The sequence below is a fragment of the Neorhizobium sp. P1_A6 genome (assembly GCF_056406795.1).
The window spans coordinates 86673-111680 of the sequence record NZ_JBFTZM010000008.1 but is presented as its reverse complement, the minus strand read 5'-3'; the positions used below and the strand labels follow the sequence as shown (position 1 = coordinate 111680).

The following is a 25008-nucleotide window of genomic DNA, read 5'->3' as shown; positions in this document are numbered from 1 at the left end:
CCGGCGGATTATCAATGTTGCTATGAAAGGGTTCGTTATGGCCACTGGCACAGTTAAATGGTTCAATGCCACCAAGGGCTTCGGCTTCATTCAGCCTGACGACGGCAGCGCCGACGTCTTCGTTCACATCTCGGCCGTCGAACGCGCTGGCATGAGCTCGATCGTTGAAGGTCAGAAGCTCGGCTTTGAACTTGAGCGTGACCGCAAGTCGGGCAAGATGTCCGCAGGCCAGCTTCAGGCTGCCTAAAACTTTAGCCTCCCATGACCACGGATGTACCGGCATGGCGGCAAAAGATATGTGAAGGCCAGGCATATGTCTGGCCTTTTTCCGTTGAGGCATTTGGCTGACGCGAACATCCGCATAACTTCCCGTTAAGCGCGATATTCGTTTTCAACCGCCACATTCAAGATCTGACAAGGAAGATACATTGAGACACCCGAGCGACAACAGCTTTGCCGAGCGCCGCAAGACAGCGGCGGATGCCAAGCGAGAGCTTTTGGCGAAGTTTGCGTCCGCCCCCAAACCGACCGATCCCGCTGTGCAGGAACGACGCGCCGAACGCGAGGCCCTTGCCGCCGCGAGAGAAGCCCGCCGTGCCGAGCGCGAAGCGCTGAAGGCGGCGGAGAACGAACGCCAGCTGCAGGAAGCTGCCGCATTGGCCGCAGCCGCGGAAGCCCATGAAAAGGCCGCAGCCGAGGCCCAGCAAGCGGAAACCAACGCCCGGGTTGCTCGGGTCGTTGCCGATGAAGCCGCCCGCAAGGCGGAGCGCGATCGTCGTTACGCCGCACGCAAGGCCCGTCAGGGCTGATATTCGAGGCATGTGCCTGAAACCATGCAGGCACATCCCGCTTCGGGCCCGCCGCATGCCGAGGCAAAAAAGGTGGATCGATTTCCATGAACGCCAGAGCCTATGCGCCAGCGCCCGATACCGAAGACGATATCGGCGCGTGGCTGAAGATTCTTTCTAAATATCGGCAGCCGCGTTTCGGACGCAGCAGCTTCGAACTGCTTGTCACGGTGCTGCCGTTCGCCGTCCTCTGGGCCGGCGCCTATATTTCCGTATTCCTAGGTTTCCCGATCGGGCTGATCCTCGTCCTTCCCGCCGCCGCTTTTCTGCTGCGGCTGTTCATGATCCAGCACGATTGCGGGCACGGCTCGTTCTTCGCACGTCGGCGCCTGGACAATTGGACCGGACGCGTGCTGGGAGTCCTGACCCTGACGCCTTATGACTACTGGCGCCGGGCACATGCCGCCCACCACGCCTCGGCCGGCAACCTCGACGAACGCGGCGTCGGCGATATCACCACGCTGACGATCGCCGAATATCAGGCTCTTCCCTGGTCGCGCCGGCTCGCTTATCGCCTTTACCGCCATCCGCTGGTAATGTTCGGCATCGGACCCGCCTGGCTTTTCCTCTTCAAGCAGCGCCTGCCCTTTGGAATGATGGGGTCCGGCGCCCTGCCATGGATTTCCACGATGGCGACCAATTTCGCGATCGCCGTTCTTGCGGCCTTGATGATATGGGCGATCGGGCTGGTACCCTTTCTGCTGGTCCACCTGCCGATCGTGCTGATCGCGGGGGCCGCCGGCGTCTGGCTTTTCTACGTTCAGCACCAGTTCGAGGAGACCCATTGGTCGAAGACCGAGGACTGGCAGTTTCCGGAGGCCGCCCTTCACGGCGCCTCCCATTACGACCTGCCGCTGGTGCTTCGCTGGCTGACCGGCAATATCGGCATTCACCACGTCCATCACCTGTCGAGCAGGATACCCTACTACCGGCTGCCCGAGGTGTTGCGCGATCACCCCGAACTGGCCGGCATCGGCCGCATAACGCTTTGGCAGAGCATCCAATGCGTCAAACTCGTGCTCTGGGACGAAAAGAGCCGAAAGCTCCTGTCGTTTCGCGATGCCGCCAAGGCGGCGAAGACTTCTTAACCGCTGCAATCGGCGAGGCTGAAACCACTGCCTGAGCACCGATGCACAAAGACTACCTCCCTACCGATCAAGGACTGTACATTGAACACGACCGAGAACACCAAAACGACCACCGCCCCGACGCCGGCGGCGCATGCGCTGACTGTCGAGCTGACGCCGACCCAGGTCAGGGGCCTCAAGCTGGCGAAGGATGGTGACCTGTTCCCGCAGGAAGCCAAGAAGTGGACGCATCTGAACGCGGTCGTGACTTACGCGCGGAACGACCGGTTCAAGGAACGGCCGCAGAAGATCAAGTTCCTGACGACGACGACGCTGAACGAACTGCGGGAACACGGCCTTCTGCGTGTCCTCAACGAGGACGTCTCGGTGGAAGAATCGGCGCATGGAATCACCATGGCCGGCAAGATATGGCTTCTGAAGAACAAATAACCGATATGCGGTTATACCGTGCGATATGCAGCAGCCGGATCATGTGAAATACGGCTGCAGGAGATCTCTCTTCTCTTGAGGAGCAGAGAGAAATACCCTTGTATTTGTCCGTTTTCGACCCATATTAGCCGCAGGTAGCAGATTCAGAACGGGCGCTGCGATCAAGGGCGCGAGCCCTGGCCCCAAGGAGGAGGACGGCATGTCTTCCATCAGGCGAATCCAACCTTCTTCCCAGACAGGCCCGCAATTACACCGGGCGGGCTATGCACACCTGTTCCGCATCGCGGTGCCGGCTGTTTGCATGGCATTCATTCTCTTCATCCTGCTTCGCGACCTATTCTGACCTGGCAATGCGCATCATCAGAAACCCGGAACGCCGCCCCCAGAGAACGCGTTCCATCTCGAATTGAAACCGTCATGACCCTGATATTTCCGAACAGAAGCCGCAGTTTCGACGAAGCGCGCAAGGTCGTTCGCTTTCTGGGCTATGACGGCATGTTCGAGGTCAGGTTTTTCGTGGAAGCCGAAGCACTCGCCAGCAGAACGGCGACAGGCATGTCGGAGAACGATTACCTCCAGGCCTTTGATGCGGCCAGATCCAGCATCCAGGATGCTGCAATGAGGGCATATCGCCCCAATCGCGGCACGACCTATACGCTGACGGCGGCCGATCTCGGCTAATTCGGATGGAAATCTGATCGCCTACCGAGAGGCGGCCCGCTGCCTTCGAGGCTCCGGGCGCTCAACGCGGTCAATGAACGGTGGCCCGGTCAGTGCCCATATCATAGACCAATCCATCGTCCCAAGGTCCCGCGTCCCTGAGTGTATCGAGGCTGCCCCAGTCTCTCGATGCGGAGGACCAGAAATGGACCTTCTCACACCCGTCCAGTTTTGCCCTTAGCTTGGCGAACTCGAAAAGATGTCTTGCAACGCGCTGGTCATCGAGAAGGCTGACGGATGCAAAGAGAGGGATCTCGAGCTGGCGCCCGTAGACCGGGTGCTCGCGGGCGAAGACGTGGCAAAGGCCGCGAACATACCCTTGCGCATCCGTCACCGCCAGCCAATCACGGCGCAATGAGGCCGAAGCGGTCAGCCGCTTCCATCGCTGCAGATCCAGCCCTGACATGACCAGTTGGACGACCGCGTAAGCGCGATAGACATCCGCAGCGTTGAGGACACCCACGTCGTAATCCATCTCCATATCCTCGCTCCAGGAAGGCCCATGCAGATCCGGGCCGGCTCTCCAAACTCTATTTCTGAGTGCTATCGGCGCCATGAACATTGACGCGCATCAACGGGCGCAGGGCTGAACCGTCGGCCCCGCGCTTGCGCTGGGTCAATGAAGCGGCCCGCGTCAGAGATAATCGTTGCGGCATTCATGCTTCCCACAACAAGGAGACGAACATGACGCGAACGATGAAAGCCGCTGTCGTGCACCAATTCGGCAAGCCACTTGCGATCGAATGCGTCCCGGTGCCCCTGCCGGGTCCAGGCGAAATCCTCGTCAAGGTCATGGCCTGCGGCGTCTGCCATACCGACCTTCACGCCGCCGATGGCGACTGGCCCGTCAAGCCCAGCCCGCCGTTCATTCCCGGACATGAGGCGGCCGGCATCGTCGTCGAGCTCGGCCCGGGTGTCACAGGATTGAAAGAAGGCGACGCCGTCGGCGTTGCCTGGCTGCACGACGCATGCCTTGCCTGTGAATATTGCGAGACCGGCTGGGAGACGCTTTGCGAGCACCAGCACAATACCGGCTATAGCTGCAATGGCGGATTTGCCGAATATGTCATCGCATCCGCCGCCTTCGCCGCAAGACTGCCGCAGAATGTTGACTTTGCGGCAATTTCGCCGATCCTCTGTGCCGGCGTGACCACCTACAAAGGCCTCAAGGAAACCGAAGCGAGGCCCGGCGAATGGGTGGCGATTTCCGGCATCGGCGGGCTCGGCCACGTCGCAATTCAATATGCCAAGGCGATGGGCTTCCATGTGGTGGCACTCGATGTCAGCCCGGAAAAGCTGGAGCTTGCCCGCAACCTCGGCGCCGATCTCGCCGTCGACGCTCGCTCGCTAACCGCCGTCGAGGACACGCTGAAGGCGACCGGCGGCGGCGCGCATGGCGTTCTGGTCACCGCCGTCTCGCCGCCGGCTTTCTCCCAGGCGATCCGGATGGTGAGACGCAAGGGAACTGTCAGCCTGGTCGGCCTACCGCCCGGCGAGTTCCCGACGCCGATCTTCGATGTCGTGCTGAAACGCATCACCGTTCGCGGCTCGATCGTCGGGACACGACGCGATCTCGACGAGGCGATCGCCTTTGCCACGGAAGGCAAGGTCAAGGCGGAGATCCACAAGGCGCCGCTCGAAGAGATCAACGACATCTTCGCGCGCCTGAAGGACGGCAAGATTGACGGGCGTATGGTGCTGGATTTTTCGTGAACACCCTTGTGATCATTCAGCGTCGGGCGACATACGCCCGGCGCTGAAATCATTCGTGCAGGATCGCGGCGGCAATGGCATCGGGCTCTTTCGACGCATCGAGATTCCGCCAGGTTATATCCGCGGGCTTGCGGGCCAATTGCCCGGACAGCACGTCCGCGGTGGCATCCGAGGGGCCTCCTGCCCGTTCTCGGACCCGCTGCCAGAGAAGTTCCGGATTTGCCTCGAGCCAGATACCCTGGAAGCTGGCATCGGTCTTTGCAGCCGCAGCCTCCATGAGGTGCCGATTGTCCGGATCGTCGAAGACTGCGTCGGCGACGACCGATCCTCCCTGAGCCAGGATCAGTTCCGCATGCCTCGCCATCTCGTGATAGACCTTCCTCGATACGTCGGGTTGATAGGCGGAGATGGGAAGTCTTGTCTCGGCCGAGACGCCATGCAGGGCTTTCCGGATACGATCGCTTTCGACGATCCTCGCTCCCGGCGGCGCGCCGACCTTGGCGGCCAAGCAATCCGCGACCGTCGTCTTGCCGGAACCGCTGAGGCCGCCGATCGCGATCAGGCGCGGCGACGTTTCCCTCAGAAGACCATGGGCGAGATCGAAATAGGACTTCGCTTCCTGTCCCAGTCTGGCGGCATCCTGGCCTGGCTCTTCGGCCTGGGTCGCCGTCACATGCGCGCGGACCGCGGCCCTGATCGCCATCAGGAACGGCAGGAGGCAGAACCCGTCCTCGTCGTCCGTTTCATCGAGATAGCGGTTCATCACCAGATTGGCGAGATCGGGGAAACCGCGGTGCCAGAGATCCATCAGCAGAAAGGCAAGGTCATAGAGGACATCGACGGTGGCGATCCCGAGATTGAATTCGATGCAGTCGAACAGGCAAGGCTTGCCGCCCAGCAGGCAGATGTTGCGCAAGTGAAGATCACCATGGCAACGGCGGACCTTGCCTGCCAGCGCCCGCTGGTCGAGAAGTTCGTTGTGTTGCACGAGCCGGGACCTGAAGATCTCGCTGAGTTTCGCCACCTCTCCCGCACCGAAGACATGGCTGGTCGCAAACCCGGCATCGTTGATGTCGAGGACAGCTTCGATATTGGCCGCCCCGCCTCCTTTCGAAACAGCCGGTGCACGGCGATGATAGAACGCTATCATCCGGGCGGTCTGCGTCATCAGCTCCTGCGTCAGATGGCCAGCGATCGCCATCCGGTCGAAGAGCTGGCCCTGTTCGAACCGGGTCATTTCGACGACGGCATCGACGAGCGGCCCGTCGCCGTCGAACTCCAAAGTGCCGGCGTCCGAGCGGGTGATCCGCCGCGCGCCGATATAGAGGCCGGGAGCAGTCTCGCTGTTCAGCGCGACTTCCTTGCGGCAGGCATCCTCACGGATCGCGGCAGTCGAGAAATCGAGATAGGGAAGTTTGAGCGCCTTCTTCAGCTTGTAGACCCGGTCGCCGACGAGGAAAATCAACGAGATATGCGTCTCCATCCGCTCGATGGGACCGGCGAACCCATAGGATGCCGGGTTGGCCAGAAAGGCTGCCGTCTTGCTCTGATCTTCTGTCATCATAGCTGCACCTTATGCTGAACGGCACCGGCTCGACAGTCCACGGATCGCGGCGTCGGCACATTGAGCTGTGTCAAGGAAATCGGCTCCGTTCCGGGCGACACAGGTCACTGTGGGCGCCCCTCATGCGCTCTCAGCGAGAGGAACAGGTCGATTCCCGTGGACATCATGCTCAGACATCACGGCCGTTACGAGGCCATCATCCGCCAAGCGATTTCGCTGCCGGCGATGCGGACGGCGGTTGTCCATCCATGTTCGACCGAGACCCTGCGCTCTGCCGTGGAACTCAAGGAACAGGGCCTTCTCGATCCGATCCTGGTCGGCCCGGAGCACAAGATCAGGGCGATAGCGGACGCCGCCGAACTTTCGCTTGCCGGCATCGACATCGAGCCTGTCGAGCATAGCCATGCGGCGGCCGACCGCAGCGTAGAACTTGCCTCGACGGCCAAGGTCGCTGCCCTGATGAAAGGCAGCCTCCACAGCGACGAACTGCTTTCGGCAGCGGTCGCTCCGGCCTCGAAACTAAAGACCGGGCGGCGCATGAGCCATGTCTACGTCATGGACATTCCGGCCTATGACAAGCTGCTGATCGTCACCGACGCGGCAATCAACATCCAGCCGGACCTCGATCAGAAGCGCGACATCTGCCAGAATGCTGTCGATCTCATGCACCTTCTCGGCGTCGCAAAGCCGCTTGTGGCGGTGCTGGCCGCCGTCGAGACCGTTAACAGCAAGATGCCCTCGACGCTTGATGCGGCGGCTTTGACCGTCATGGCGGCGCGCGGGCAGATCGAAGGGGCGGTCGTCGACGGCCCGCTCGCCTTCGACAATGCGATCAGCGTCGAGGCCGCTCAGGCGAAATGCATCGCCTCTCCGGTCGCCGGCCAGGCGGATATCCTGCTGGTTCCCGATCTCGAAGCCGGCAATATGCTCGCCAAACAGCTCATTTATTTCGCCGGTGCAGACGCCGCAGGACTGGTCCTCGGCGCCCGGGTTCCTATCATACTGACAAGCCGCGCAGACCCGGCCAAGGTTCGAACCGCGTCGGCCGCTCTTGCCAGGCTCACCGCTGCGAAACGACTTGAAGCGAGGATGCCTCTATGACGGACAACCTTCTCCTGACGTTCAACGCCGGCTCTTCGACGGCGAAGATCGGCATCTTCAAGGTGGACGGCGACAGGCCGGAACGGATCGGCAAGGCGGTCGTCGATTTCGGAACCTACCCGCTGACGCTGCATCTGAAGGAAGGCCCGGAGCAGTTCGATCTGCCGCTGGAGGGCGAAGCCGCCGACGATCTGGCCGAGTTGATGGACGAGGTGTTCCGGGAACTCGACAAGCATTTCGACCTCGACGCCGTCACGTCCGCCGGCCACCGGATCGTCCATGGCGGCGACGTCTTCGACGGCCCGGTGGAACTGACAGCCGAGACGATTGCCAGGGTCCAGTCGTTGACGGAACTGGCGCCGCTTCACCAGCCGCAGGCGCTACGGATGATCAGGGCCATCAGGCACCTGCGGCCCGCGCTTTTCCAGACCGGCTCCTTCGACACCACCTTCCATGCGACGCAGGCAGACCTCGTGCGGCGTCTCGCCATCCCCCGCGCCTATCACGACCAAGGCATCAAACGGTACGGCTTCCACGGACTTTCCTACCGGTATGTGGCTGGTGCACTCGTCCGGGAGGCCCCGGACATCGCGAACGGCAAAGTCGTCATCGCCCATCTCGGCAGCGGCGCCAGCCTCTGCGCCATCGAGAACGGAGAGAGCCGCGATTCCAGCATGGGATTTTCGACGCTCGACGGCATTCCGATGGCGACGAGGCCGGGCTGGCTCGATCCCGGCGTGGTGCTGCATTTCCTGGGTCCGCTCGGGAAATCGGTCGAGGAGGTGGAGGACATGCTCTACCACAAGTCCGGCCTCCTCGGCGTTTCTGGTCTCAGCGGCGATACCCGCGAACTGATCGCGGACGGCGGCAGCCAGGCCCGGGAGGCAATCGATCTCTTCGCGCTCAGGATCGCCGGCGAGGTCGGAAGGCTTACCTCGACGCTCGGCGGTCTCGATGCGCTGGTCTTTACCGCCGGCATCGGGGAGAACCAGCCGGAGGTCCGGAAGCGCATCGCCGAACGCCTGCTCTGGCTCGGCGTCGAACTGGATACGGCGGCAAACCGCAGCAACGCCCGGAAGATCAGCACGCTCGCGGCCCGCGTCGCGGTTTATGTCATCCCGACCGACGAGGAACGGATGATCGCCGAGGAATGCCTCGCCATCCTCAATTCGCAGCCTTGATCCATGTCATGAGCCCGGGTGGAAACCCGCGGTAGATGTCGTCGACCTATCGAAGGAGAATGAGATGCAACTCAAGACCATCGAGCCGGAAAATCATGAGACGACGGCGGAGGAACTGGCGCTCATCGACCGCTACTGGCGGGCGGCGAACTATCTCTCCGTCGGGCAGATCTATCTGCTTGACAACCCGCTCTTGAAGGAGCCGCTGAAGCCGGAGCATATCAAGCCGCGGTTGCTCGGCCACTGGGGCACCACGCCCGGCCTCAACTTCATCTATGCGCATCTCAACCGGATCATCCGCAACCGAAATCTCAGCATGATCTATGTCTGCGGTCCCGGCCATGGCGGGCCGGGCATGGTCGCCAGCACCTATCTCGAAGGCACCTATAGCGAGATCTATCCCGAGATCGGCGAGGATGCGGCCGGTATGCGAAAGCTGTTCCGGCAGTTCTCCTTCCCCGGCGGCATTCCGAGCCACGCGGCACCGGAAACGCCAGGCTCCATCCATGAAGGCGGCGAACTCGGCTACGCGCTGGTGCACGCCTTCGGCGCGGCCTTCGACAATCCGGACCTGGTGGTCGCCTGCGTCGTCGGCGACGGCGAGGCGGAGACAGGGCCGCTTGCCGCGAGCTGGCATTCGAACAAGTTCCTGAACCCTGCCCGCGACGGTGCCGTGCTGCCGATCCTGCATCTCAACGGCTACAAGATCGCCAACCCGACGCTGCTCGGCCGCATGGCTGACGAGGATATCGACCATCTTTTCCGCGGCTACGGCTACGAACCGTTCTTCGTGGAGGGCCACGAGCCGGAGAAGATGCACCGGCAGATGGCCGCCACCCTGGACAAGGTCTTCGACCGTATACGCGCAATCCAGAGCCAAGCCCGCGCCGGCAAGGCATCCGAAGCCTGCCCACGCTGGCCGATGATCGTGCTGCGCAGCCCGAAAGGCTGGACCGGCCCGAAGGAAGTCGACGGCAAGATGGTCGAAGGTTTCTGGCGCGCCCATCAGGTGCCGGTCTCGGGCTGCCGCGAGGATGACGGTCACCGCAAGATCCTCGAGGACTGGATGCGGAGCTACGACCCGGAAGACCTTTTCGACGGCAATGGGCGCCTGAAGGAGGAATTGCGCGCTCTCTCGCCCCGGGGAGAACGCCGCATGGGGGCTAACCCGCGTGCCAATGGCGGCCTCATTCGCAAGGAACTCGTCGTGCCCGACATCCGCGCCTATGCGGTACCTGTGAAGACGCGAGGTGCCGAGATGGTCCAGACGACGGAAATCCTCGGCAAATATCTGCGCGACGTGATGAAGCTCAACGACATTAATTCCAACTTCCGGATCTTCGGCCCTGACGAAACGGAATCGAACCGGCTCGGCAATGTCTTCGAGGCCACCTCCCGCGTCTGGATGGAACGGATCGAACCCTACGACGTGCACCTGTCGCGCGACGGCCGGGTGATGGAGGTGCTTTCCGAGCATCTCTGCCAGGGCTGGCTGGAAGGTTATCTGCTGACCGGCCGGCACGGTTTCTTCTCATGCTACGAGGCCTTCATCCACATCGTCGACTCGATGTTCAACCAGCATGCCAAGTGGCTGAAAGTGTCGCGCGAACTGCCGTGGCGGAAGCCCGTTTCCTCCCTCAACTATCTGCTGACCTCGCATGTCTGGCGGCAGGACCATAATGGCTTTTCCCACCAGGACCCCGGCTTCGTCGACCTCGTCGCCAACAAGAAGGCGGATATCGTGCGTATCTACCTGCCGCCGGATGCCAATACGCTTCTATGGATCGGCGACCACTGCCTGAAGACCTGGGACCGCGTCAACGTCATCGTCGCCGGCAAGCAGCCCGAGCCGCAATGGCTGACGATGGACGAGGCGATCCGGCATTGCGAAGCCGGCATCGGCATCTGGGACTGGGCAGGCAACGAGAGCGGCGCGGTCGAGCCCGACGTGGTGATGGCCTGCGCCGGCGACGTGCCGACGCTCGAGACGCTTGCGGCAGTCTCCCTGTTGCGCGAAGCGATCCCCGACTTGAGGATCCGCGTCGTCAACGTCGTCGACCTGCTCGCCCTGCAGTCTCAGGACCAGCATCCGCACGGACTGCCGGACGAGGAATTCGACCGGCTGTTCACCACCGACCGGCCGGTGATCTTCGCCTATCACGGCTATCCCTACCTCATCCACCGGCTGACCTACAAACGCACCAACCACCAGAACATCCATGTGCGCGGCTTCATCGAGGAAGGCACGACGACGACGCCCTTCGACATGACGGTGCTGAACGAACTCGACCGATTCCACCTCGCTATCGAGGCAATCGCGCGCGTTCCCGGACTGAAGGAAAAGGCGGCTGATGTGGTCGACATGCTGAAGAGCAAGCTTGGCGAGCACACGCGTTATGTCCGCGAACATGGTGAAGACATGCCGGAAATCCAGAACTGGAAATGGTCGGCGCGCTGATGCCGTATCCACGAAGGTCCTGGCTTTCGGTCGGGGCCTTCGCCCGGATCGGGAAACTCGACGTGAGATCACGTTTCGGTGTTTCCCGGCGATGTGTGTAACCAACCGAACGCCTCTTCCGTAATCATGCAGGAAAGCAGATTATGGACCGGGAGGTTCCGCCATGATGAACAGACGCATATTCCTGGCCGGCAGCGCGCTGACGCTGGCCGCAGTTCCTCTCGCCGCGAGCATCCGCTCGACGTTTGCGGCGGCCGGAAACAGTTTCCCCGTGACCCATACGGCGGACGAGTGGCGCAAGCTTTTGACGCCGGAGCAGTACAATATCCTGCGCGAGGAAGGCACCGAATATCCCGGCAGCAGCGCGCTCCTCAATGAGCATCGCAAGGGCACGTTCGCCTGCGTCGGCTGCGACCAGGCGCTTTTCTCGTCGGAGACGAAATTCGAAAGCGGCACCGGCTGGCCGAGCTTCTGGGCGCCTCTCAAGGACGCCGTCGGCACGGTGAGCGACACGACGCTCGGCATGGTCCGCGTCGCCGTTCATTGCGCCCGTTGCGGCGGCCATCTCGGCCACGTCTTCGACGACGGACCGAAGCCGACCGGCCTGCGCTACTGCATGAATGGCGCAGTCATGAAATTCCGTGCCGTATCGGCCTGATCCGCCGCCCTATCCTTCATTCACTTCGGTTGAGGAGACCGCCATGAAAAACAGAACGAAAACACCCTATACCCTCACCGCCTTTGCCGGCACTGCGCTGGTTTTGGCAGGCCTGACGTTTGGCGCGACCAGCAGCGCTACGGCCGAGGAAGGAATTGCCATCCCCGCTCCCGCGATCGACCAGGCGGCGAGCACGGCTGCGACCGAAACCGCCATCTTCGCCGGCGGCTGTTTCTGGGGTGTCCAGGGCGTGTTCCAGCATGTCGAAGGCGTCAAGAACGCCGTCTCCGGATATGCCGGCGGCGCCAAGGATACCGCCGCCTACGAGACGGTCGGTTACGGCAAGACGGGCCATGCGGAATCGGTCCGGGTCACCTTCGACCCGAAAAAGGTCACCTACGGGCACCTGCTGCAGATCTATTTCTCGGTCGCGCATGATCCGACCCAGCTCAACCGCCAGGGGCCGGATACCGGTACGCAGTATCGCTCGACGGTCTTCCCGACCAGCGAGGATCAGGCCCGCGTCGCCAAGGCCTATATCGACCAGCTCAACAAGGCGAAAATCTTCCATGCGGCGATTGCCACGACCATCGAACCGGGCAAGGCCTTCTATCCGGCGGAAGCCTACCATCAGGACTTCCTGACCCAGAACCCGACCTACCCCTATATCGTCTATAACGACCTGCCGAAGATCGAGAACCTGAAGAAGCTGTTCCCAAGCGACTACCGCGACAAACCGGTCCTGGTCGCGCAGGCCGGCATAGGGAACTGAGCCCGTAACATACGGCTCCCGTACTGCTTTTGGCCAAACGATATCGCCGCCCGTCCGGCGATATCGGCCGTCTCGAAGGCCTCAGCCTTCCTGCACCGCCTCGGTGCGCCGTGCAACACCCGGAACGCAGAGGCAGGCGACGATGATGAGCGCAGTGATCAGGAACATCGCGATGAAGGTCATGTGCAGCGCGTGCTGGAGCGCAGACCTGATGGGCGAACCGGCCGCAAGTCCGCCGCCGACGCCCTGCAGCAGATCGCGCAACTGATCGGACGTGATCGGCCCCGTAATGGAATTGGCAAGCCCGTAGGTCAGGACGGCGCCGAGAAGCGCTGCGCCGAGCGTGCTGCCGAGATTGCGGGAAAAGACGTTGGAGGCGGTCGCGCTGCCGCGTTCGGACCAGCCGACATTGTCCTGGATGATCACCAGGCCGGAGATATTGAGCAGGCCCATGCCGAAGCCCATCAGCAGCGAGCCGGCGCCTGCCTGGACGGGTGAACTTTCCGGCGTCAGCAACACCAGGAGAAACGCCCCGACCGGAACGAAGAGGCTGCCGGCGATCATCAGCGGCCGCAGTCCGAAGCGCGGGAACATCCGCGAGGCGAAGGTCCCGCCGCTCGGCCAGCCGACCAGCAGCATGGTCAGCGTGAACCCGGCCACCAGCGGCGAGCGGTTGAGCACCGTCTGCACGTACATTGGCAGGAAGGTCGTCAGCCCCATGATCGCCATGCTGGAGAGAAAGACCGCCGTATTGGCAAAAGCGATCGGCCGCTTCAGCCAGAGTTCCAACGAAACCATCGGAGCCGAGGCGCGCCGCTCCTGCCAGATGAACAGCAGGAAGCTGACGAGGAAGATCGCCAGCGAAACGAACAGATAGCCGGTGGCACCTTCGGTTTCGGTGAGCGCGATCATCAGCGCGGAGATGGCCACGGCGAAGAGGCCTGCCCCCAGAAAGTCAATTGATGCCGTCCGGGTCTGCTTTTCTTCGTGCAGGTACACGATGAAGCCAATCGCCGACATGATACCGATCGGCACGTTGATCCAGAACACCCAGGCCCAAGGCAGGCTGTGGACGATGATGCTGCCGAGCAGCGGCCCGACGACCGCAGAAAGCGCCCAGACGCTGGCCAGATATCCCTGGACCTTGCCACGTTCCGCCCCCGGATAAAGATCACCGACGACCGTCATGATGACCGGCTGGATCGCACCGGCACCGATGCCCTGCAACAGCCTAAAGGCGATCATCGACGGCATTGACCAGGCGAAACCTGCCAGAACCGAAGCGATCAGGAAAACCGCCGTACCGAACAGGATGATCGGCTTGCGACCGTAGATGTCGGAAAGCTTGCCGAACACCACGGTCATAGCGGTCTGTGCCAGCAGGAAGGAGGAGAAGACCCAGCTATAGAGGTTCAATTGACCGAGCTGGGCGGCGATCTGCGGCATGGCCGTCGAGACGATCGTCGCCTCGATTGCGATCATCGCCATACTTGCCATGACGGCCGCAATGACGAGCGCCCGGTTCGAGCTTGGATTGGTCATGGGTTCACCTGGGAACGCCGCGGGGCGAACACGATAGGGATGGATGTTCGGCGGTCAAACGGCCGTCGGTGGGGGATGTTTCTTAGTATTCCCCTCCGGGCCGACGTCAAGCGCGAAATCTGGCATTTATCAAGGATATAACGGGCCAATGAGCGTGGCAGGCGGTCAGACGGACTTGATTTCCGGCCGAACGGTGGTCCTGGCCACCTCATCCCCGCCGGCCGCGACCTGATTGCGACCGCTGTTTTTCGCCCGGTAGAGCGCATGGTCGGCGCGCTCGAACAGTTCCGCGGTCGTCAGCTTGACGCCTCCTGCGGGATAGAAGGTCGCGGTGCCTATGCTGATCGTCACGTGCCCCCAGGGAAGGTTCTTCTCGTGTGGCAATTGAAGGCCGGCGACGCGCTGGCGGATGTTTTCCGCTACCTTCAACGCACCGGCGCCATTCGTATCCGGCAACAGGACCGCAAGTTCCTCGCCGCCATAACGGGCGGCAAGATCCTTCGACCGACGGATCGAACCGCGCACGACAGTGGCAATCGCTCGCAGACAGTCGTCGCCGGAGGCGTGGCCATAGGTATCGTTGAACAGCTTGAAGTGGTCCGCGTCGATCATCAGAAGAGAGAGCGGCGCGTATTGCTGTGCCGCCTGCAACACCATGTCCTCGAAATGGATATTGAAGGAGCGGCGATTGGCGAGTTGGGTAAGTTCGTCGGTATTGGCGAGCGCATCCAGCTCTTCCTGGAGGCTCTTCTGACGCGTGACGTCGCGTGTGACGGCAACAATGCGAATATCGGTACCGCCGGTGCCGCCCGGCAGCCTGTTCAAAGTGGTCTCGAGCCAGATCTGCTTGCCGTCGGCCCGTTTGCGCCGGACGATCATATTTTCCCTGGTCGACCCTTCCCGCAGCCGGGCCATGACCTCGGTGACGGCACCGTGATCGTCCTCATGCAGGTTCTCGAGAATATGAGTGCCAAGCATCGCCTCGGCGTCGACACCGAGTATCTCCCTGACCGATGGCGAGAGATATTCCCTGATCCCATGGCCGTTGAAGCGTTGAATCAGGTCCCCTGAACCTTCCGCAAGCAGCCGGAATTCCGCTTCGCGCGCCACCAGCAGTGCTTCGCTCGCCCGCCGCAACATCACCTGGCGCCGCCAGCGCCAAACCAGGAAGCCGGTGATCGCCACTAGGATAAGGCACGCGACCCATCGTATCCGCGCGCCCTTCATCCAGGTCGCCAGCGCTTCGGACTGGGATACCGCAGCAAGTCCGACCAGGCCGCTGCGCTCGCTCTGATAAAAGCCGCCTATGCGTTGCAGGCCATCAATCGGGGAGACGTAGTGATAGGAGCCGGAATGCCGTTGGCGGAGATGGTCCGTGAACAGATCGTAGGACGAGATGCTCGATCCAAGCAGCGTCTGGAGGAATGGCGCACGCGCCAGCACGACGCCGTCGCGGCGAACCAAGAGGAACGAGCCCTCGCTGCCCAGGCTGAAGCCCTGAAAGAAGTTGGTCAATTCGGTGAGGATGAATGCCGCCAGCGCAACGCCGCCGAAACTTCCGTCCGGATTGCTGATCCTCTGCGTGACCGGCAATATCCACTGACCGTTCAACTTGTTCTTCAACGGCCTGCCCAATACGGGCTCGCGCGTGTCTGAGGATTGATGGAATACAAAATACTCCCTGTCCGAAAAATTCATGCCGCTGGCGTCGATCGAAGACGATGTCGCGACCATTCTGCCATCGGCCTCGAAGACGGCGAGGGCGTCGAGCCAAGGGGTGGTCTCGACCTGGCGTTTCATCACCTGGGTGATCTTTGCCGGCATGTCCACCACGTCGCGTTCCTGCTCGATGCGGGTGATCAGGGCCGCCAGCGGAAACCTCGCCATGTCGACCGTGTCGTCGGCATGCTGCACCAGCGCCTTGGCCGTCTGGGCCAAGCCCGCCTCGATGCCGGCGACCTGGGACCTCCAGCTGGAATATTCTCCCCAGGCGATCAGGCCGACGAAGCCGGAGACAGCAAATGCAACGGCAGCAAACGTCCTGGCGGGCAGGAATTTGATTGCACCTATCATCTCTCTCTCCCAAACCGACGCAACAGGGCGCCCCAGGAGTTGCGATCCGCCGGTCAAGGACATTAGGAAGAAGTCGTTTACGTTCGCCTAATCCAACTTACCCGCATTTTAATCATAGATTTGCTGGGCAAAGACGCGAATGAACGTCCTGGACGCCGGTAGCTCGCCGAATGGCTGCAGCCACCTCCTCCTCACGCACGCGCCGCGCGATGCAGGACAGAATATTCAAGTGGTCCGAACGGTTCTGCGGATTGAGAAGCAGGAATACGAGATCGACCGGCTCGTCGTCCACCGCCTCGAAATCGACCGGCTTCGCCAGCCGCGCGAAAAGGCAGAAATGCCGATCGAGGCCCTGCACGTTTGCATGCGGAATGGCAATGCCGGCACCGATCCCTGTCGAACCCAGGGCTTCGCGGTTGGTCAGCACCCGGACGATCTCGCCGGCATCGAGCGCCAGCCTTTCGGCGGCCAGCGCGGCGAGTTGCCGGATCAGGATCGCCTTCGACGGCGGAGCCAGATCCAGCACGATATTCTCCGGCGGGAGATAATCCCGAAGTTTCATGGGGGTCATGTCCATTGATGAAAATAGCAGCGCCTATTGGCCTTCCTGCAGCCGATAACCGACGCCGGTTTCGGTCAGGATATATTGCGGCTGATCGGGCGCTTTCTCGATCTTCTGGCGAAGCTGGCGCACATAGACGCGCAGGTATTGCACGTCGGTCAGGCCGTCCCAGACATGTTCGAGGAGGAACCGGTGGGTCAGGACCTTGCCCGCATGCTGCACCAGGATACGCAGGATGTCGTACTCCTTCGGCGACAGCTTGATCTCCTTGTCGGCAACCTTGACGATGCGCTTGACGAGGTCGACCGAAAGCTCACCGGTCTGGAAGACGGGTTTTTCGCCCTGTGTCTGCAGCCGATGGCGCAGTGCCACCCGGATGCGGGCGACGAGTTCGTTCATGCCGAAGGGTTTCGCCACATAGTCGTCGGCGCCGAGTTCGAGCGCCTTGACGATGCCGGCCTCGTCGGTGCGACTGGAGAGGATGACGATCGGCAAATCCAGCCCCTCGCCCCGCCATCTGGCCAGCAGATCGTGACCCGGCATATCCGGCAGGCCGAGATCGAGGATGATCAGGTCCGGCTTTTCTGATCTTACGAGATCGATCGCGACCGTGGCATTCATCGCCTCGCTGACGGCATAACCCTGGGTGGAGAGGCCCACGCGCAAGAGCTTGCGGATCGGCGGCTCGTCATCGACGATCAGGACGCGCACCGCGGTATTGGTCATTCCTGTTCTCCCATAATGGGCATTTCAGTCGGCACCGGCATCCGGATCGTGAAGATCGCACCCGGGCGATCGGACCGGTTGGACGCCCGGATTGTACCGCCCATGGCCTCGATGAAGCCGCGGCAGATGGAAAGGCCGAGCCCCGTGCCTGCCCGCACATGGTCACCCTTCCGCACCCTGTAGAAACTGTCGAAGATCCGCTCCAGATCGTCGGGCGGGATGCCAGGTCCCTCGTCCATCACCGAGATAAGGATTGAACCGCCATCCTGCCAGCCACGGATATCGATGACTGTGTCTTCCGGCGCGTACTTGGCGGCATTGTCGATGAGGTTGAACAGGACCTGCTCGAACAGGACCGGATCGACCTTCAGCATCGGCATGTCGGCGGGAATGCGGACATTGAGCTTGTGGGCGGAGACAATCTTCGCGGTCCGGCTCAAGGCCGTGCCAACGATATCGCCGGCGAAATGAAAGGCGTAGTTCGGCTCCATGGCACCGGAGCCGATGCGGGTCATATCGAGCAGGTTGGAGATGAAACGGTTCAGTCGCTCGGACTCGTCGACGACGCTGGTCAGCAGTTCGGCACGCGCCTCTTCCGGAATGTCGGCGCCAAAATCCTTGAGCGTGCCCGCCGACCCCATGATCGCGGCAAGCGGCGTCTTCAGGTCATGCGAGATCGAGGTGAGCAGCGCGGTGCGCAGGCGGTCGGTCTCGGCGGCGAGCTTGGCCTTGTCGACATCGGAGACAAGCTGGATGCGCTCGATCGCCAGCGCTGCCTGATCTGTCAGCGCATCGAACAGCCGCTGCTGTTCAGGGGTGAGCAATGGTCCCTGCTTATCGTTGTCGAGACCGATGACGCCGACCGCTTCGCGGCCGGTGCGCATCGGCAGGTAAAGACGTTTGGCCCCCGGCAACGTGTCGGCGGCGCGGCCGGCCGGGCGATTATGCTCCCAGGCCCATTTGGCGGCGGCGATATCCGCATCCACCAGCGTGTCGTCCGGCGGGTAACCGGCCTTGACGGCGATCGAGCCATTCTCCGGCAGCAGGATGACGACGCGGACTTTCAGCATCGAGGCTATCTGGAAGGCGGTCGCCCAGAGCACATCGTCCAGCGTGCCGGTACCGGCGAGTTTCTTCGAGAAGAGATAGAGGTCTTCGGTGGTGCGCGCCCGCTGGCGGGCCGCCGCCGCCTGGCGCTGCACGGCCGCCGTCAGGTTTGAAGCAACGACCGCGACGCCAAGATAGAAGAACAGCGCCACCAGGCTTTCCGGATCCCGGACCGTAAACGTGTAGCGCGGTTCGAGAAAAAAGAAGTTGAAGGAGAGCGCCCCGGCCACCGAAGCGAACAAGCCCGGCCCCAGCCCGCCGCGCACCGCGGCCGCCAACACCGCCATGAGGAAAACGAGGGCAAGGTTGCGGACGTCGAGCGTCTGGTCGAGCGCAGCACCGGCGATGATCGCGAGAGCCACGAAAATCGTACTTTTGACATAGGGCTTGAAGCGGAAGGCCTTGGGCAGCTGCGCCGCCTTCAGGCCTCGTTTCGGTTCGCCTTCCTTGGTGTCGCCGGAGATGACATGGACGCTGATATCGCCCGCGTAGCGGATCAGGTCATAGGTAACCGACCCCTGCAAGATCTGCCGCCAGCGCGGTCTGGCCGGGCGTCCGACGACGATATGGGTGAAGTTGTTGGCATTCGCATAAGCAATGATCTCGCGCGACGGCTGCAGCGCCGGTAGCGTCACGGTCTCGCCGCCGAGCTGTTCGGCCAGCCGCATGTTGGCCGCCAGCCGGTCCTTGTCCTGTTCGGGCAGATTGACCGACTGCGGCGTTTCCAGATGCAGCGCCGCCCAGGGCGCGCGCAGGCGATCGGCCTGGCGGCGGGCGTACCGCACCAGGCTCGCGCCGTTCCTGCCGTGGTCGAGGCAGACGAGCACCCGATCGCCGGCCGCCCAGGGGCCGGAAATCGCATGCGCCTGCATATGGTTCAAAAGCTGCTCGTCAACCCGTTGGGCGGTGCGGCGGAGCGCCAGTTCGCGCAGCGCCGTCAGGTTTCCAGGTGAAAAGTAGTTCTCGATCGCGCGCCGCGCCGTCTGCGGCACATAGACCTTGCCGTCGTTCAGCCGCTTGATGAGGTCGTCGGGGGTAATATCGATGATCTCGACGTCGTCGGCCCGGTCGATGATGCTGTCCGGCACCGTCTCACGCACCCGGACACGGGTGATCTGTGCCACCACGTCGTTCAGGCTCTCGACATGCTGGATGTTGAGCGTCGAATAGACGTCGATACCTTGGCTGAGGATTTCCTGCACATCCATGTAGCGCTTCGGATGGCGGCTGCCGGCGGCGTTGGTATGAGCAAGTTCGTCGACCAGAACGAGCGCCGGACGGCGCGCGAGAATAGCGTCGAGGTCCATTTCATCGAGCTGCTGGCCGCGATAATCGATCGCCTTGCGGGGCACGATCTCGAAGCCCTCGACCAGCGCCTCGGTCTCCTGGCGGCCATGGGTTTCGACCACGCCGATCACCACGTCGAGACCGTCCGCCCTGCGGGCGCGGCCGGACATCAGCATCTCGTAGGTCTTGCCGACGCCGGGCGCAGCGCCCAGGAAAATCTTCAACCGCCCGCGCGCCTCACGCTCGGCATGCTCCAGAAGCGCATCCGGCGAAGGCCTGTTCTCACTCTCGCGACTGTCGTCGGGCATGCGGTTTGGTCTTTCGTGTCGGTGGGTGACACCCCCTCACCCGGCCTCCGCTACGCTCGGCCACCCTCTCCCCGAGGGGAGAGGACGACCGGAAACGCCGCGGCATAACTTTCTTCTCCCCGGCGGGGAGAAGGTGGCCCGAAGGGTCGGATGAGGGGGCGACGCAACTTGCTACTTCATCGAGTCATAGGAGCATCAATCGCCATATTCAACGCAAGCACATTGACCACAGGTTCGCCTAGAAAACCGAGTTCGCGGCTTTCGACATGAGCTTCGACGAGCGCGCGGACGGCTGCCTCATCCATGTTGCGGGCCTTGGCGACGCGCGGCACCTGGAAGAGCGCGGCTTCCGGCGAGATATGTGGGTCGAGGCCGCTGCCAGAGGCCGTGACGAGGTCGATCGGCACCTCCGCGTTCGGGTTGGTCGCCCTGGCGGCTTCGTAGTCCGTCTTCACCCGGTCGATCAGCTTGGCGCTGGTCGGGCCGAGGTTGGAACCGGAGGACGAGGCGGCGTTGTAACCGTCGCCGGCAGCAGACGGACGACCGTGGAAGTACTGGTCGCCGGTGAATGCCTGGCCGATCAGCGCCGAGCCGACAACGGTTCCGTCCTTCTCGACCAGGCTGCCGTTTGCCTGGACCGGGAAAACGGCCTGGGCGATGCCAGTCATGGCGAAGGGGTAGATCAGGCCTGTAATGGCCGTGGTAGCGACGATCATGACGATCGCAGGGCGAAGTTGCTTGAACATTGTCATTTCTCCGAAAAGCGTTTTCAAGCGAAGTGGATGCCGGTTCGCGTGAAGAAACCGCGTAAAATTTAAGCGAGACCGATCGCGGTGATGATCATGTCGATCGCTTTGATGCCGATGAAGGGAACGAGGATGCCGCCGAGACCATAGACGAGCAGATTGCGAGAAAGCAGCGCGCCGGCGCCGATAGCCCGGTATTTGACGCCCTTCAGCGACAGCGGGATCAACGCGATGATGATCAGTGCGTTGAAGATGATCGCCGACAGGATGGCGCTTTGCGGCGTGGCCAGCCCCATGATGTTCAGCACGCCGAGCTGCGGGTAGAAGGTCAGGAACATCGCCGGGATGATGGCGAAATACTTGGCGATATCGTTGGCGATCGAAAAAGTGGTCAGCGCGCCACGGGTCATCAGGAGCTGCTTGCCGATCTCGACGATCTCGATGAGTTTCGTCGGGTCCGAGTCGAGGTCGACCATGTTGCCGGCCTCGCGGGCGGCCACCGTGCCGGTGTTCATGGCGACGCCGACATCGGCCTGGGCGAGTGCAGGCGCATCGTTGGTACCGTCGCCGCACATGGCGACGAGCTTACCCTTGGCCTGTTCCTCGCGGATCAGCGTCAGCTTGTTCTCAGGTGTCGCCTGGGCAAGGAAGTCGTCGACGCCGGCTTCGGCGGCAATCGCCGCCGCGGTCATCGGGTTGTCGCCAGTGATCATCACGGTGCGGATGCCCATGCGGCGCAGTTCCGCAAAACGTTCGCGGATACCGCCCTTGACGATGTCCTTCAACTGGACGACGCCGAGCAGCTTGCCGTCACGGGCAACGGCAAGCGGGGTGCCGCCGGCCTTGGCGATTTCGTCGGCGATCGCCTGCAGCTCGCGCACGATATCGGATTGCGGGCTGGCGGCGATCGCCGCATTGCCGGAGACCGGAAGCGAACCGGCACGGACATAGGCGAGTACCGCATCGACCGCACCCTTGCGGATTTGCGAACCGTCGAGATCGACGCCGCTCATGCGGGTCTGGGCGGTAAAGGGGACGAAACTCGCCTTCAGGTTCGCCATGTCGCGGCCGCGGATAGCGTACTTTTCCTTGGCAAGCACGACGATCGAGCGGCCTTCCGGCGTTTCGTCGGCAAGCGAGGCGAGCTGGGCGGCATCGGCGAGATCCTGTTCGGAGACGCCTCGGACCGGGCGGAACGAGGTGGCCTGGCGGTTGCCGAGCGTGATCGTGCCGGTCTTGTCGAGGAGCAGCGTATCGACGTCGCCGGCGGCTTCCACCGCGCGGCCGGACATGGCGAGCACGTTGAAGCGGACGAGGCGGTCCATGCCAGCGATGCCGATCGCCGAGAGCAGTGCGCCGATCGTGGTCGGGATCAGCGTCACGAACAGCGCGACGAGGATGATGATCGGGATCGAGCCGCCGGCATAGATCGCGAAGCTCGGGATCGTTGCGGTCGCGAGCACGAAGATCAGCGTCATGCCGGCGAGCAGGATGTTGAGCGCGATCTCGTTCGGCGTCTTCTGGCGCTCGGCGCCCTCGACGAGCGAGATCATCCGGTCAAGGAAGGTCGAGCCGGCAGCGGCCGTGATACGGACGCGGATCCAGTCCGACAGGACTTGCGTCCCGCCTGTCACGGCCGAGCGGTCGCCGCCGGATTCGCGGATGACGGGCGCGGATTCACCGGTGATCGCCGCTTCGTTCACAGAGGCGACACCCTCGATGACTTCGCCATCCGACGGAATGATGTCGCCCGGTTCGACGAGCACGACGTCACCGACCTTAAGGCTCGTACCGGCGACCATCTTGTAGTGGGTGCGGTCGCTGCCCGAGAGCAGCTTGGCCTGGGTTTCGGTGCGGGCCTTGCGCAGCGAATCCGCCTGCGCCTTGCCGCGGCCTTCGGCGACCGCTTCGGCGAAATTGGCGAACAGCACGGTGAACCAGAGCCAGATGTTGATCTGGAAGGAGAAACCGAGATTGCCGTTGCCGGCCGCGAGGTCGCGGAGGAAAAGCACGGTGGTGAGGACCGAGACCGTGGCCACGACGAACATGACGGGGTTCCGGGCAAGGGTCCGCGGGTTGAGCTTCTTGAAAGCATCACCTGCGGCCGGAATGAGGATGCGAGTATCGATGATGCTCGCGGATTTTGCCTGGCTCATAAGAGACTCCAGCTTTGAAAATGAGTTGGCTTGTCAATCGAGGCGACGAAGGGTCGATCAGCCGCGCAAGACTTCGATCACGAGGACAACGGCAAGAATGACCGCCGTCATGATAAAAATTGCATAGGATCCGTAGGGGCTCTGTCCACTCTTGCCTCGCTTTTGCGAGGCAAGAGTGGACTGTCCGCGGAGAGCTTTGCGGATGCTCATGGCATTGCTCCCCTTGGTCCCTCAGAAGGTCTGGCCGGCGATCATGACCAGGTGTTCGACGACCGGGCCGAGCGCCAGGGCGGGCATGAAGGTGAGGCCGCCGACGATCAGGATCGTGCCGACCAGCAGGCCGACGAAGAGCGGGCCGTCCGTCGGGAAGGTGCCCGCGGACGCCGGAACCGTCTTCTTGGCGACCAGCGAGCCTGCGATGGCGAGCGCCGGAATGATGACTAGGAAGCGGCCCATCAGCATGCCGAGCCCAAGCGTCACGTTGTACCATGGCGTGTTGCCCGTCAGTCCGCCGAAAGCCGAGCCGTTATTGGCCGCAGCCGAGGTATAGGCGTAGAGGATTTCGGAGAAGCCGTGCGGGCCGGCGGTGCCGATCGAGGCGACGGCGGACGGCAACACCGTGGCGATCGCCGTAAAGACCAGCATGGCGAGTGGCAGGCAGAGAATGGCGAGCACGGCCATCTTCATCTCCTTCGCCTCGATCTTTTTGCCGAGATATTCCGGCGTGCGGCCGACCATAAGCCCGGCCACGAAGACTGCGACGATGATGAAGAGGATGATGCCGTAGAAACCCGCGCCGACGCCGCCGACGATGACTTCGCCGAGCTGCATGTTGATGAGCGGGATCAGGCCGCCGAGTGCCGTGAACGAGCCGTGCATGGCATTGACCGCGCCGCAGGAGGCCGCCGTGGTGATGACCGCAAACAGCGACGACAGGGTGACGCCGAAGCGGACTTCCTTGCCTTCCATGTTGCCACCGGCAAGGCCGAACTGGTGCATCAGCGGATTGCCGGCCGCTTCCGCCCAGTAGGTGATGCCGACGCCGACGATGAACAGGATGCCCATCGATGCAAGGATCGCCCAGCCCTGGCGCTGGTTGCCGACCATACGGCCGAAAACGTTGGTCAGGGCGGCACCGATCGCAAAGATCGACACCATCTGGATGAGATTGGATATCGCATCCGGATTTTCGAACGGATGTGCCGAGTTGGCGTTGAAGAAACCGCCGCCATTGGTGCCGAGCATCTTGATGGCAAGCTGCGAGGCGACCGGGCCGAGCGCGATGGTCTGCTTGGCGCCTTCCAGCGTCGTCGCTTCGACATAAGGTCCGAGCGTCTGCGGCACGCCGAGCCAGACATAGACCAGCGTCAGCACGATGCAGATCGGCAGCAGGATATAGAGCGTGGCGCGGGTCATATCGACCCAGAAATTGCCGATCGCCTTGCCGGAAGCGCGCGAAAAGGCGCGAATCAGGCCGACGGCGATTGCCATGCCGGTCGCGGCGGAGGCGAAATTCTGCACGTTGAGACCCATCATCTGGGTCAGATAGGACATGGCGCTTTCGCCGCCGTAGTTCTGCCAGTTGGTGTTGCTGACGAAACTGACGGCGGTGTTGAAGGAAAGCTCGGGCGGCACCGCAGCCATGCCGGCCGGATTATAGGGCAGGCCGGCCTGCAGCCGCATCATCGCATAGAGCACGACGACGCCGAACAGGTTGAACATCAGCAGCGAGAAGGCATAGGAGGTCCAATGCTGGTCTTCGCGTTCGCTGGTGCCGGCCACGGCATAAAGTCCCCGTTCGATCGGAACGAGGACAGGTGACAGAAGAGTGCGCTCGCCTGAGAAGACACGCGTCATGTAACCGCCGAGCGGTTTGACGAGCGCGATGATGATCCCGCAATAAAGCAGGATCTGGAGCCATCCGTTGAGGGTCATTTGGGCTTAACTTTCAATACCCGGCAGCTGACGA

At 62.4% G+C, this 25008-nt stretch carries 22 protein-coding genes; 12 read left to right on the top strand and 10 right to left on the bottom strand.

Features of this window, described 5'->3' with window-relative positions; genetic code table 11:
• The first annotated feature begins 37 nt into the window (after nt 1-37).
• The 6 genes from AC1D3C_RS17495 (at nt 38) to AC1D3C_RS17470 (ending at nt 3046) form a co-directional block, all read left to right on the top strand.
• Nucleotides 38-247, top strand: a complete 210-nt coding sequence (locus AC1D3C_RS17495) for a cold-shock protein (protein ID WP_037085395.1) — start codon at nt 38-40, stop codon at nt 245-247.
• A gap of 181 nt (nt 248-428) precedes the next feature.
• Complete coding sequence (locus tag AC1D3C_RS17490) at nt 429-809, top strand: DUF6481 family protein (protein WP_038540025.1); 381 nt, start codon at nt 429-431, stop codon at nt 807-809.
• Between the two features lie 86 nt (nt 810-895).
• Nucleotides 896-1936 (top strand): fatty acid desaturase, encoded by a 1041-nt coding sequence (locus tag AC1D3C_RS17485; RefSeq protein WP_477483771.1) that lies wholly within the window; start codon nt 896-898, stop codon nt 1934-1936.
• Nucleotides 1937-2074: 138 nt separating this feature from the next.
• On the top strand, nt 2075-2365 hold the full coding sequence (locus AC1D3C_RS17480; protein ID WP_038548735.1) for a hypothetical protein: 291 nt from the start codon (nt 2075-2077) through the stop codon (nt 2363-2365).
• Between the two features lie 199 nt (nt 2366-2564).
• On the top strand, nt 2565-2708 hold the full coding sequence (locus AC1D3C_RS17475) for a hypothetical protein (RefSeq protein ID WP_157885070.1): 144 nt from the start codon (nt 2565-2567) through the stop codon (nt 2706-2708).
• A 74-nt stretch (nt 2709-2782) separates the two neighbouring features.
• On the top strand, nt 2783-3046 hold the full coding sequence (locus tag AC1D3C_RS17470) for a DUF1488 family protein (protein WP_038540019.1): 264 nt from the start codon (nt 2783-2785) through the stop codon (nt 3044-3046).
• A gap of 70 nt (nt 3047-3116) precedes the next feature.
• Here AC1D3C_RS17470 and AC1D3C_RS17465 read toward each other — a convergent pair whose 3' ends face one another.
• Nucleotides 3117-3560, bottom strand: coding sequence for a hypothetical protein (locus AC1D3C_RS17465; protein WP_477483770.1), 444 nt, complete (start codon nt 3558-3560; stop codon nt 3117-3119).
• Between the two features lie 209 nt (nt 3561-3769).
• Here AC1D3C_RS17465 and adhP point away from each other — a divergent pair, with 209 nt between their 5' ends.
• On the top strand, nt 3770-4798 hold the full coding sequence (gene adhP, locus AC1D3C_RS17460) for an alcohol dehydrogenase AdhP (protein WP_477483769.1): 1029 nt from the start codon (nt 3770-3772) through the stop codon (nt 4796-4798).
• 49 nt (nt 4799-4847) lie between these two features.
• Here adhP and AC1D3C_RS17455 read toward each other — a convergent pair whose 3' ends face one another.
• Complete coding sequence (locus AC1D3C_RS17455) at nt 4848-6362, bottom strand: bifunctional aminoglycoside phosphotransferase/ATP-binding protein (protein ID WP_477483768.1); 1515 nt, start codon at nt 6360-6362, stop codon at nt 4848-4850.
• A gap of 60 nt (nt 6363-6422) precedes the next feature.
• On the opposite strand from AC1D3C_RS17455, the gene AC1D3C_RS17450 reads away from it, so the two are divergent.
• The 5 genes from AC1D3C_RS17450 (at nt 6423) to msrA (ending at nt 12532) form a co-directional block, all read left to right on the top strand.
• Entirely contained in the window at nt 6423-7463 is a 1041-nt protein-coding gene (locus AC1D3C_RS17450) for a bifunctional enoyl-CoA hydratase/phosphate acetyltransferase (protein ID WP_477483767.1), read from the top strand.
• Complete coding sequence (locus AC1D3C_RS17445) at nt 7460-8644, top strand: acetate/propionate family kinase (RefSeq protein WP_477483766.1); 1185 nt, start codon at nt 7460-7462, stop codon at nt 8642-8644. Before AC1D3C_RS17450 ends, AC1D3C_RS17445 begins: the two co-directional genes overlap by 4 nt.
• 64 nt (nt 8645-8708) lie before the next feature.
• A complete protein-coding gene (locus AC1D3C_RS17440) occupies nt 8709-11102 on the top strand; it encodes a phosphoketolase family protein (protein ID WP_477483765.1) in 2394 nt (797 codons plus the stop codon).
• A 163-nt stretch (nt 11103-11265) separates the two neighbouring features.
• Nucleotides 11266-11760, top strand: a complete 495-nt coding sequence (gene msrB / locus AC1D3C_RS17435) for a peptide-methionine (R)-S-oxide reductase MsrB (RefSeq protein WP_247136232.1) — start codon at nt 11266-11268, stop codon at nt 11758-11760.
• 43 nt (nt 11761-11803) lie between these two features.
• Entirely contained in the window at nt 11804-12532 is a 729-nt protein-coding gene (msrA, locus tag AC1D3C_RS17430; RefSeq protein WP_477483764.1) for a peptide-methionine (S)-S-oxide reductase MsrA, read from the top strand.
• An 81-nt stretch (nt 12533-12613) separates the two neighbouring features.
• On the opposite strand, the gene AC1D3C_RS17425 is transcribed toward msrA, so the two are convergent.
• The 8 genes from AC1D3C_RS17425 to kdpA form a co-directional block, all read right to left on the bottom strand.
• The gene (locus tag AC1D3C_RS17425) at nt 12614-14074 is read right to left on the bottom strand and encodes an MFS transporter (RefSeq protein ID WP_477483763.1); all 1461 of its coding nucleotides are present in this window, start codon (nt 14072-14074) and stop codon (nt 12614-12616) included.
• Between the two features lie 165 nt (nt 14075-14239).
• Complete coding sequence (locus AC1D3C_RS17420) at nt 14240-16147, bottom strand: sensor domain-containing diguanylate cyclase (protein ID WP_477483762.1); 1908 nt, start codon at nt 16145-16147, stop codon at nt 14240-14242.
• Nucleotides 16148-16259: 112 nt separating this feature from the next.
• Complete coding sequence (locus tag AC1D3C_RS17415) at nt 16260-16709, bottom strand: PTS sugar transporter subunit IIA (RefSeq protein ID WP_038548726.1); 450 nt, start codon at nt 16707-16709, stop codon at nt 16260-16262.
• Nucleotides 16710-16742: 33 nt separating this feature from the next.
• Nucleotides 16743-17435, bottom strand: coding sequence for a response regulator transcription factor (locus AC1D3C_RS17410; RefSeq protein ID WP_477483761.1), 693 nt, complete (start codon nt 17433-17435; stop codon nt 16743-16745).
• Nucleotides 17432-20137, bottom strand: coding sequence for a DUF4118 domain-containing protein (locus tag AC1D3C_RS17405; protein WP_477483760.1), 2706 nt, complete (start codon nt 20135-20137; stop codon nt 17432-17434). Before AC1D3C_RS17405 ends, AC1D3C_RS17410 begins: the two co-directional genes overlap by 4 nt.
• Nucleotides 20138-20313: 176 nt before the next feature.
• On the bottom strand, nt 20314-20883 hold the full coding sequence (gene kdpC / locus AC1D3C_RS17400) for a potassium-transporting ATPase subunit KdpC (protein ID WP_247138348.1): 570 nt from the start codon (nt 20881-20883) through the stop codon (nt 20314-20316).
• A 68-nt stretch (nt 20884-20951) separates the two neighbouring features.
• Nucleotides 20952-23039, bottom strand: coding sequence for a potassium-transporting ATPase subunit KdpB (gene kdpB, locus AC1D3C_RS17395; RefSeq protein WP_477483759.1), 2088 nt, complete (start codon nt 23037-23039; stop codon nt 20952-20954).
• A gap of 231 nt (nt 23040-23270) precedes the next feature.
• A complete protein-coding gene (gene kdpA, locus AC1D3C_RS17390) occupies nt 23271-24974 on the bottom strand; it encodes a potassium-transporting ATPase subunit KdpA (protein WP_477483758.1) in 1704 nt (567 codons plus the stop codon).
• Between the last annotated feature and the right edge of the window lie 34 nt (nt 24975-25008).

Excerpts from the sequence above, each read along its gene's own strand:
- AC1D3C_RS17465 (WP_477483770.1), bottom strand. The coding sequence starts at position 3,560 with ATGGATTACGACGTGGGTGTCCTCAACGCTGCGGATGTCTATCGCGCT.
- adhP (WP_477483769.1), top strand. The coding sequence starts at position 3,770 with ATGACGCGAACGATGAAAGCCGCTGTCGTGCACCAATTCGGCAAGCCA.
- AC1D3C_RS17485 (WP_477483771.1), top strand. The coding sequence starts at position 896 with ATGAACGCCAGAGCCTATGCGCCAGCGCCCGATACCGAAGACGATATC.
- kdpC (WP_247138348.1), bottom strand. The coding sequence starts at position 20,883 with ATGTTCAAGCAACTTCGCCCTGCGATCGTCATGATCGTCGCTACCACG.
- AC1D3C_RS17455 (WP_477483768.1), bottom strand. The coding sequence starts at position 6,362 with ATGATGACAGAAGATCAGAGCAAGACGGCAGCCTTTCTGGCCAACCCG.
- AC1D3C_RS17405 (WP_477483760.1), bottom strand. The coding sequence starts at position 20,137 with ATGCCCGACGACAGTCGCGAGAGTGAGAACAGGCCTTCGCCGGATGCG.
- AC1D3C_RS17445 (WP_477483766.1), top strand. The coding sequence starts at position 7,460 with ATGACGGACAACCTTCTCCTGACGTTCAACGCCGGCTCTTCGACGGCG.
- AC1D3C_RS17495 (WP_037085395.1), top strand. The coding sequence starts at position 38 with ATGGCCACTGGCACAGTTAAATGGTTCAATGCCACCAAGGGCTTCGGC.
- AC1D3C_RS17415 (WP_038548726.1), bottom strand. The coding sequence starts at position 16,709 with ATGAAACTTCGGGATTATCTCCCGCCGGAGAATATCGTGCTGGATCTG.
- AC1D3C_RS17410 (WP_477483761.1), bottom strand. The coding sequence starts at position 17,435 with ATGACCAATACCGCGGTGCGCGTCCTGATCGTCGATGACGAGCCGCCG.
- kdpB (WP_477483759.1), bottom strand. The coding sequence starts at position 23,039 with ATGAGCCAGGCAAAATCCGCGAGCATCATCGATACTCGCATCCTCATT.
- AC1D3C_RS17475 (WP_157885070.1), top strand. The coding sequence starts at position 2,565 with ATGTCTTCCATCAGGCGAATCCAACCTTCTTCCCAGACAGGCCCGCAA.
- msrB (WP_247136232.1), top strand. The coding sequence starts at position 11,266 with ATGATGAACAGACGCATATTCCTGGCCGGCAGCGCGCTGACGCTGGCC.
- msrA (WP_477483764.1), top strand. The coding sequence starts at position 11,804 with ATGAAAAACAGAACGAAAACACCCTATACCCTCACCGCCTTTGCCGGC.
- AC1D3C_RS17420 (WP_477483762.1), bottom strand. The coding sequence starts at position 16,147 with ATGATAGGTGCAATCAAATTCCTGCCCGCCAGGACGTTTGCTGCCGTT.
- kdpA (WP_477483758.1), bottom strand. The coding sequence starts at position 24,974 with ATGACCCTCAACGGATGGCTCCAGATCCTGCTTTATTGCGGGATCATC.
- AC1D3C_RS17470 (WP_038540019.1), top strand. The coding sequence starts at position 2,783 with ATGACCCTGATATTTCCGAACAGAAGCCGCAGTTTCGACGAAGCGCGC.
- AC1D3C_RS17440 (WP_477483765.1), top strand. The coding sequence starts at position 8,709 with ATGCAACTCAAGACCATCGAGCCGGAAAATCATGAGACGACGGCGGAG.
- AC1D3C_RS17425 (WP_477483763.1), bottom strand. The coding sequence starts at position 14,074 with ATGACCAATCCAAGCTCGAACCGGGCGCTCGTCATTGCGGCCGTCATG.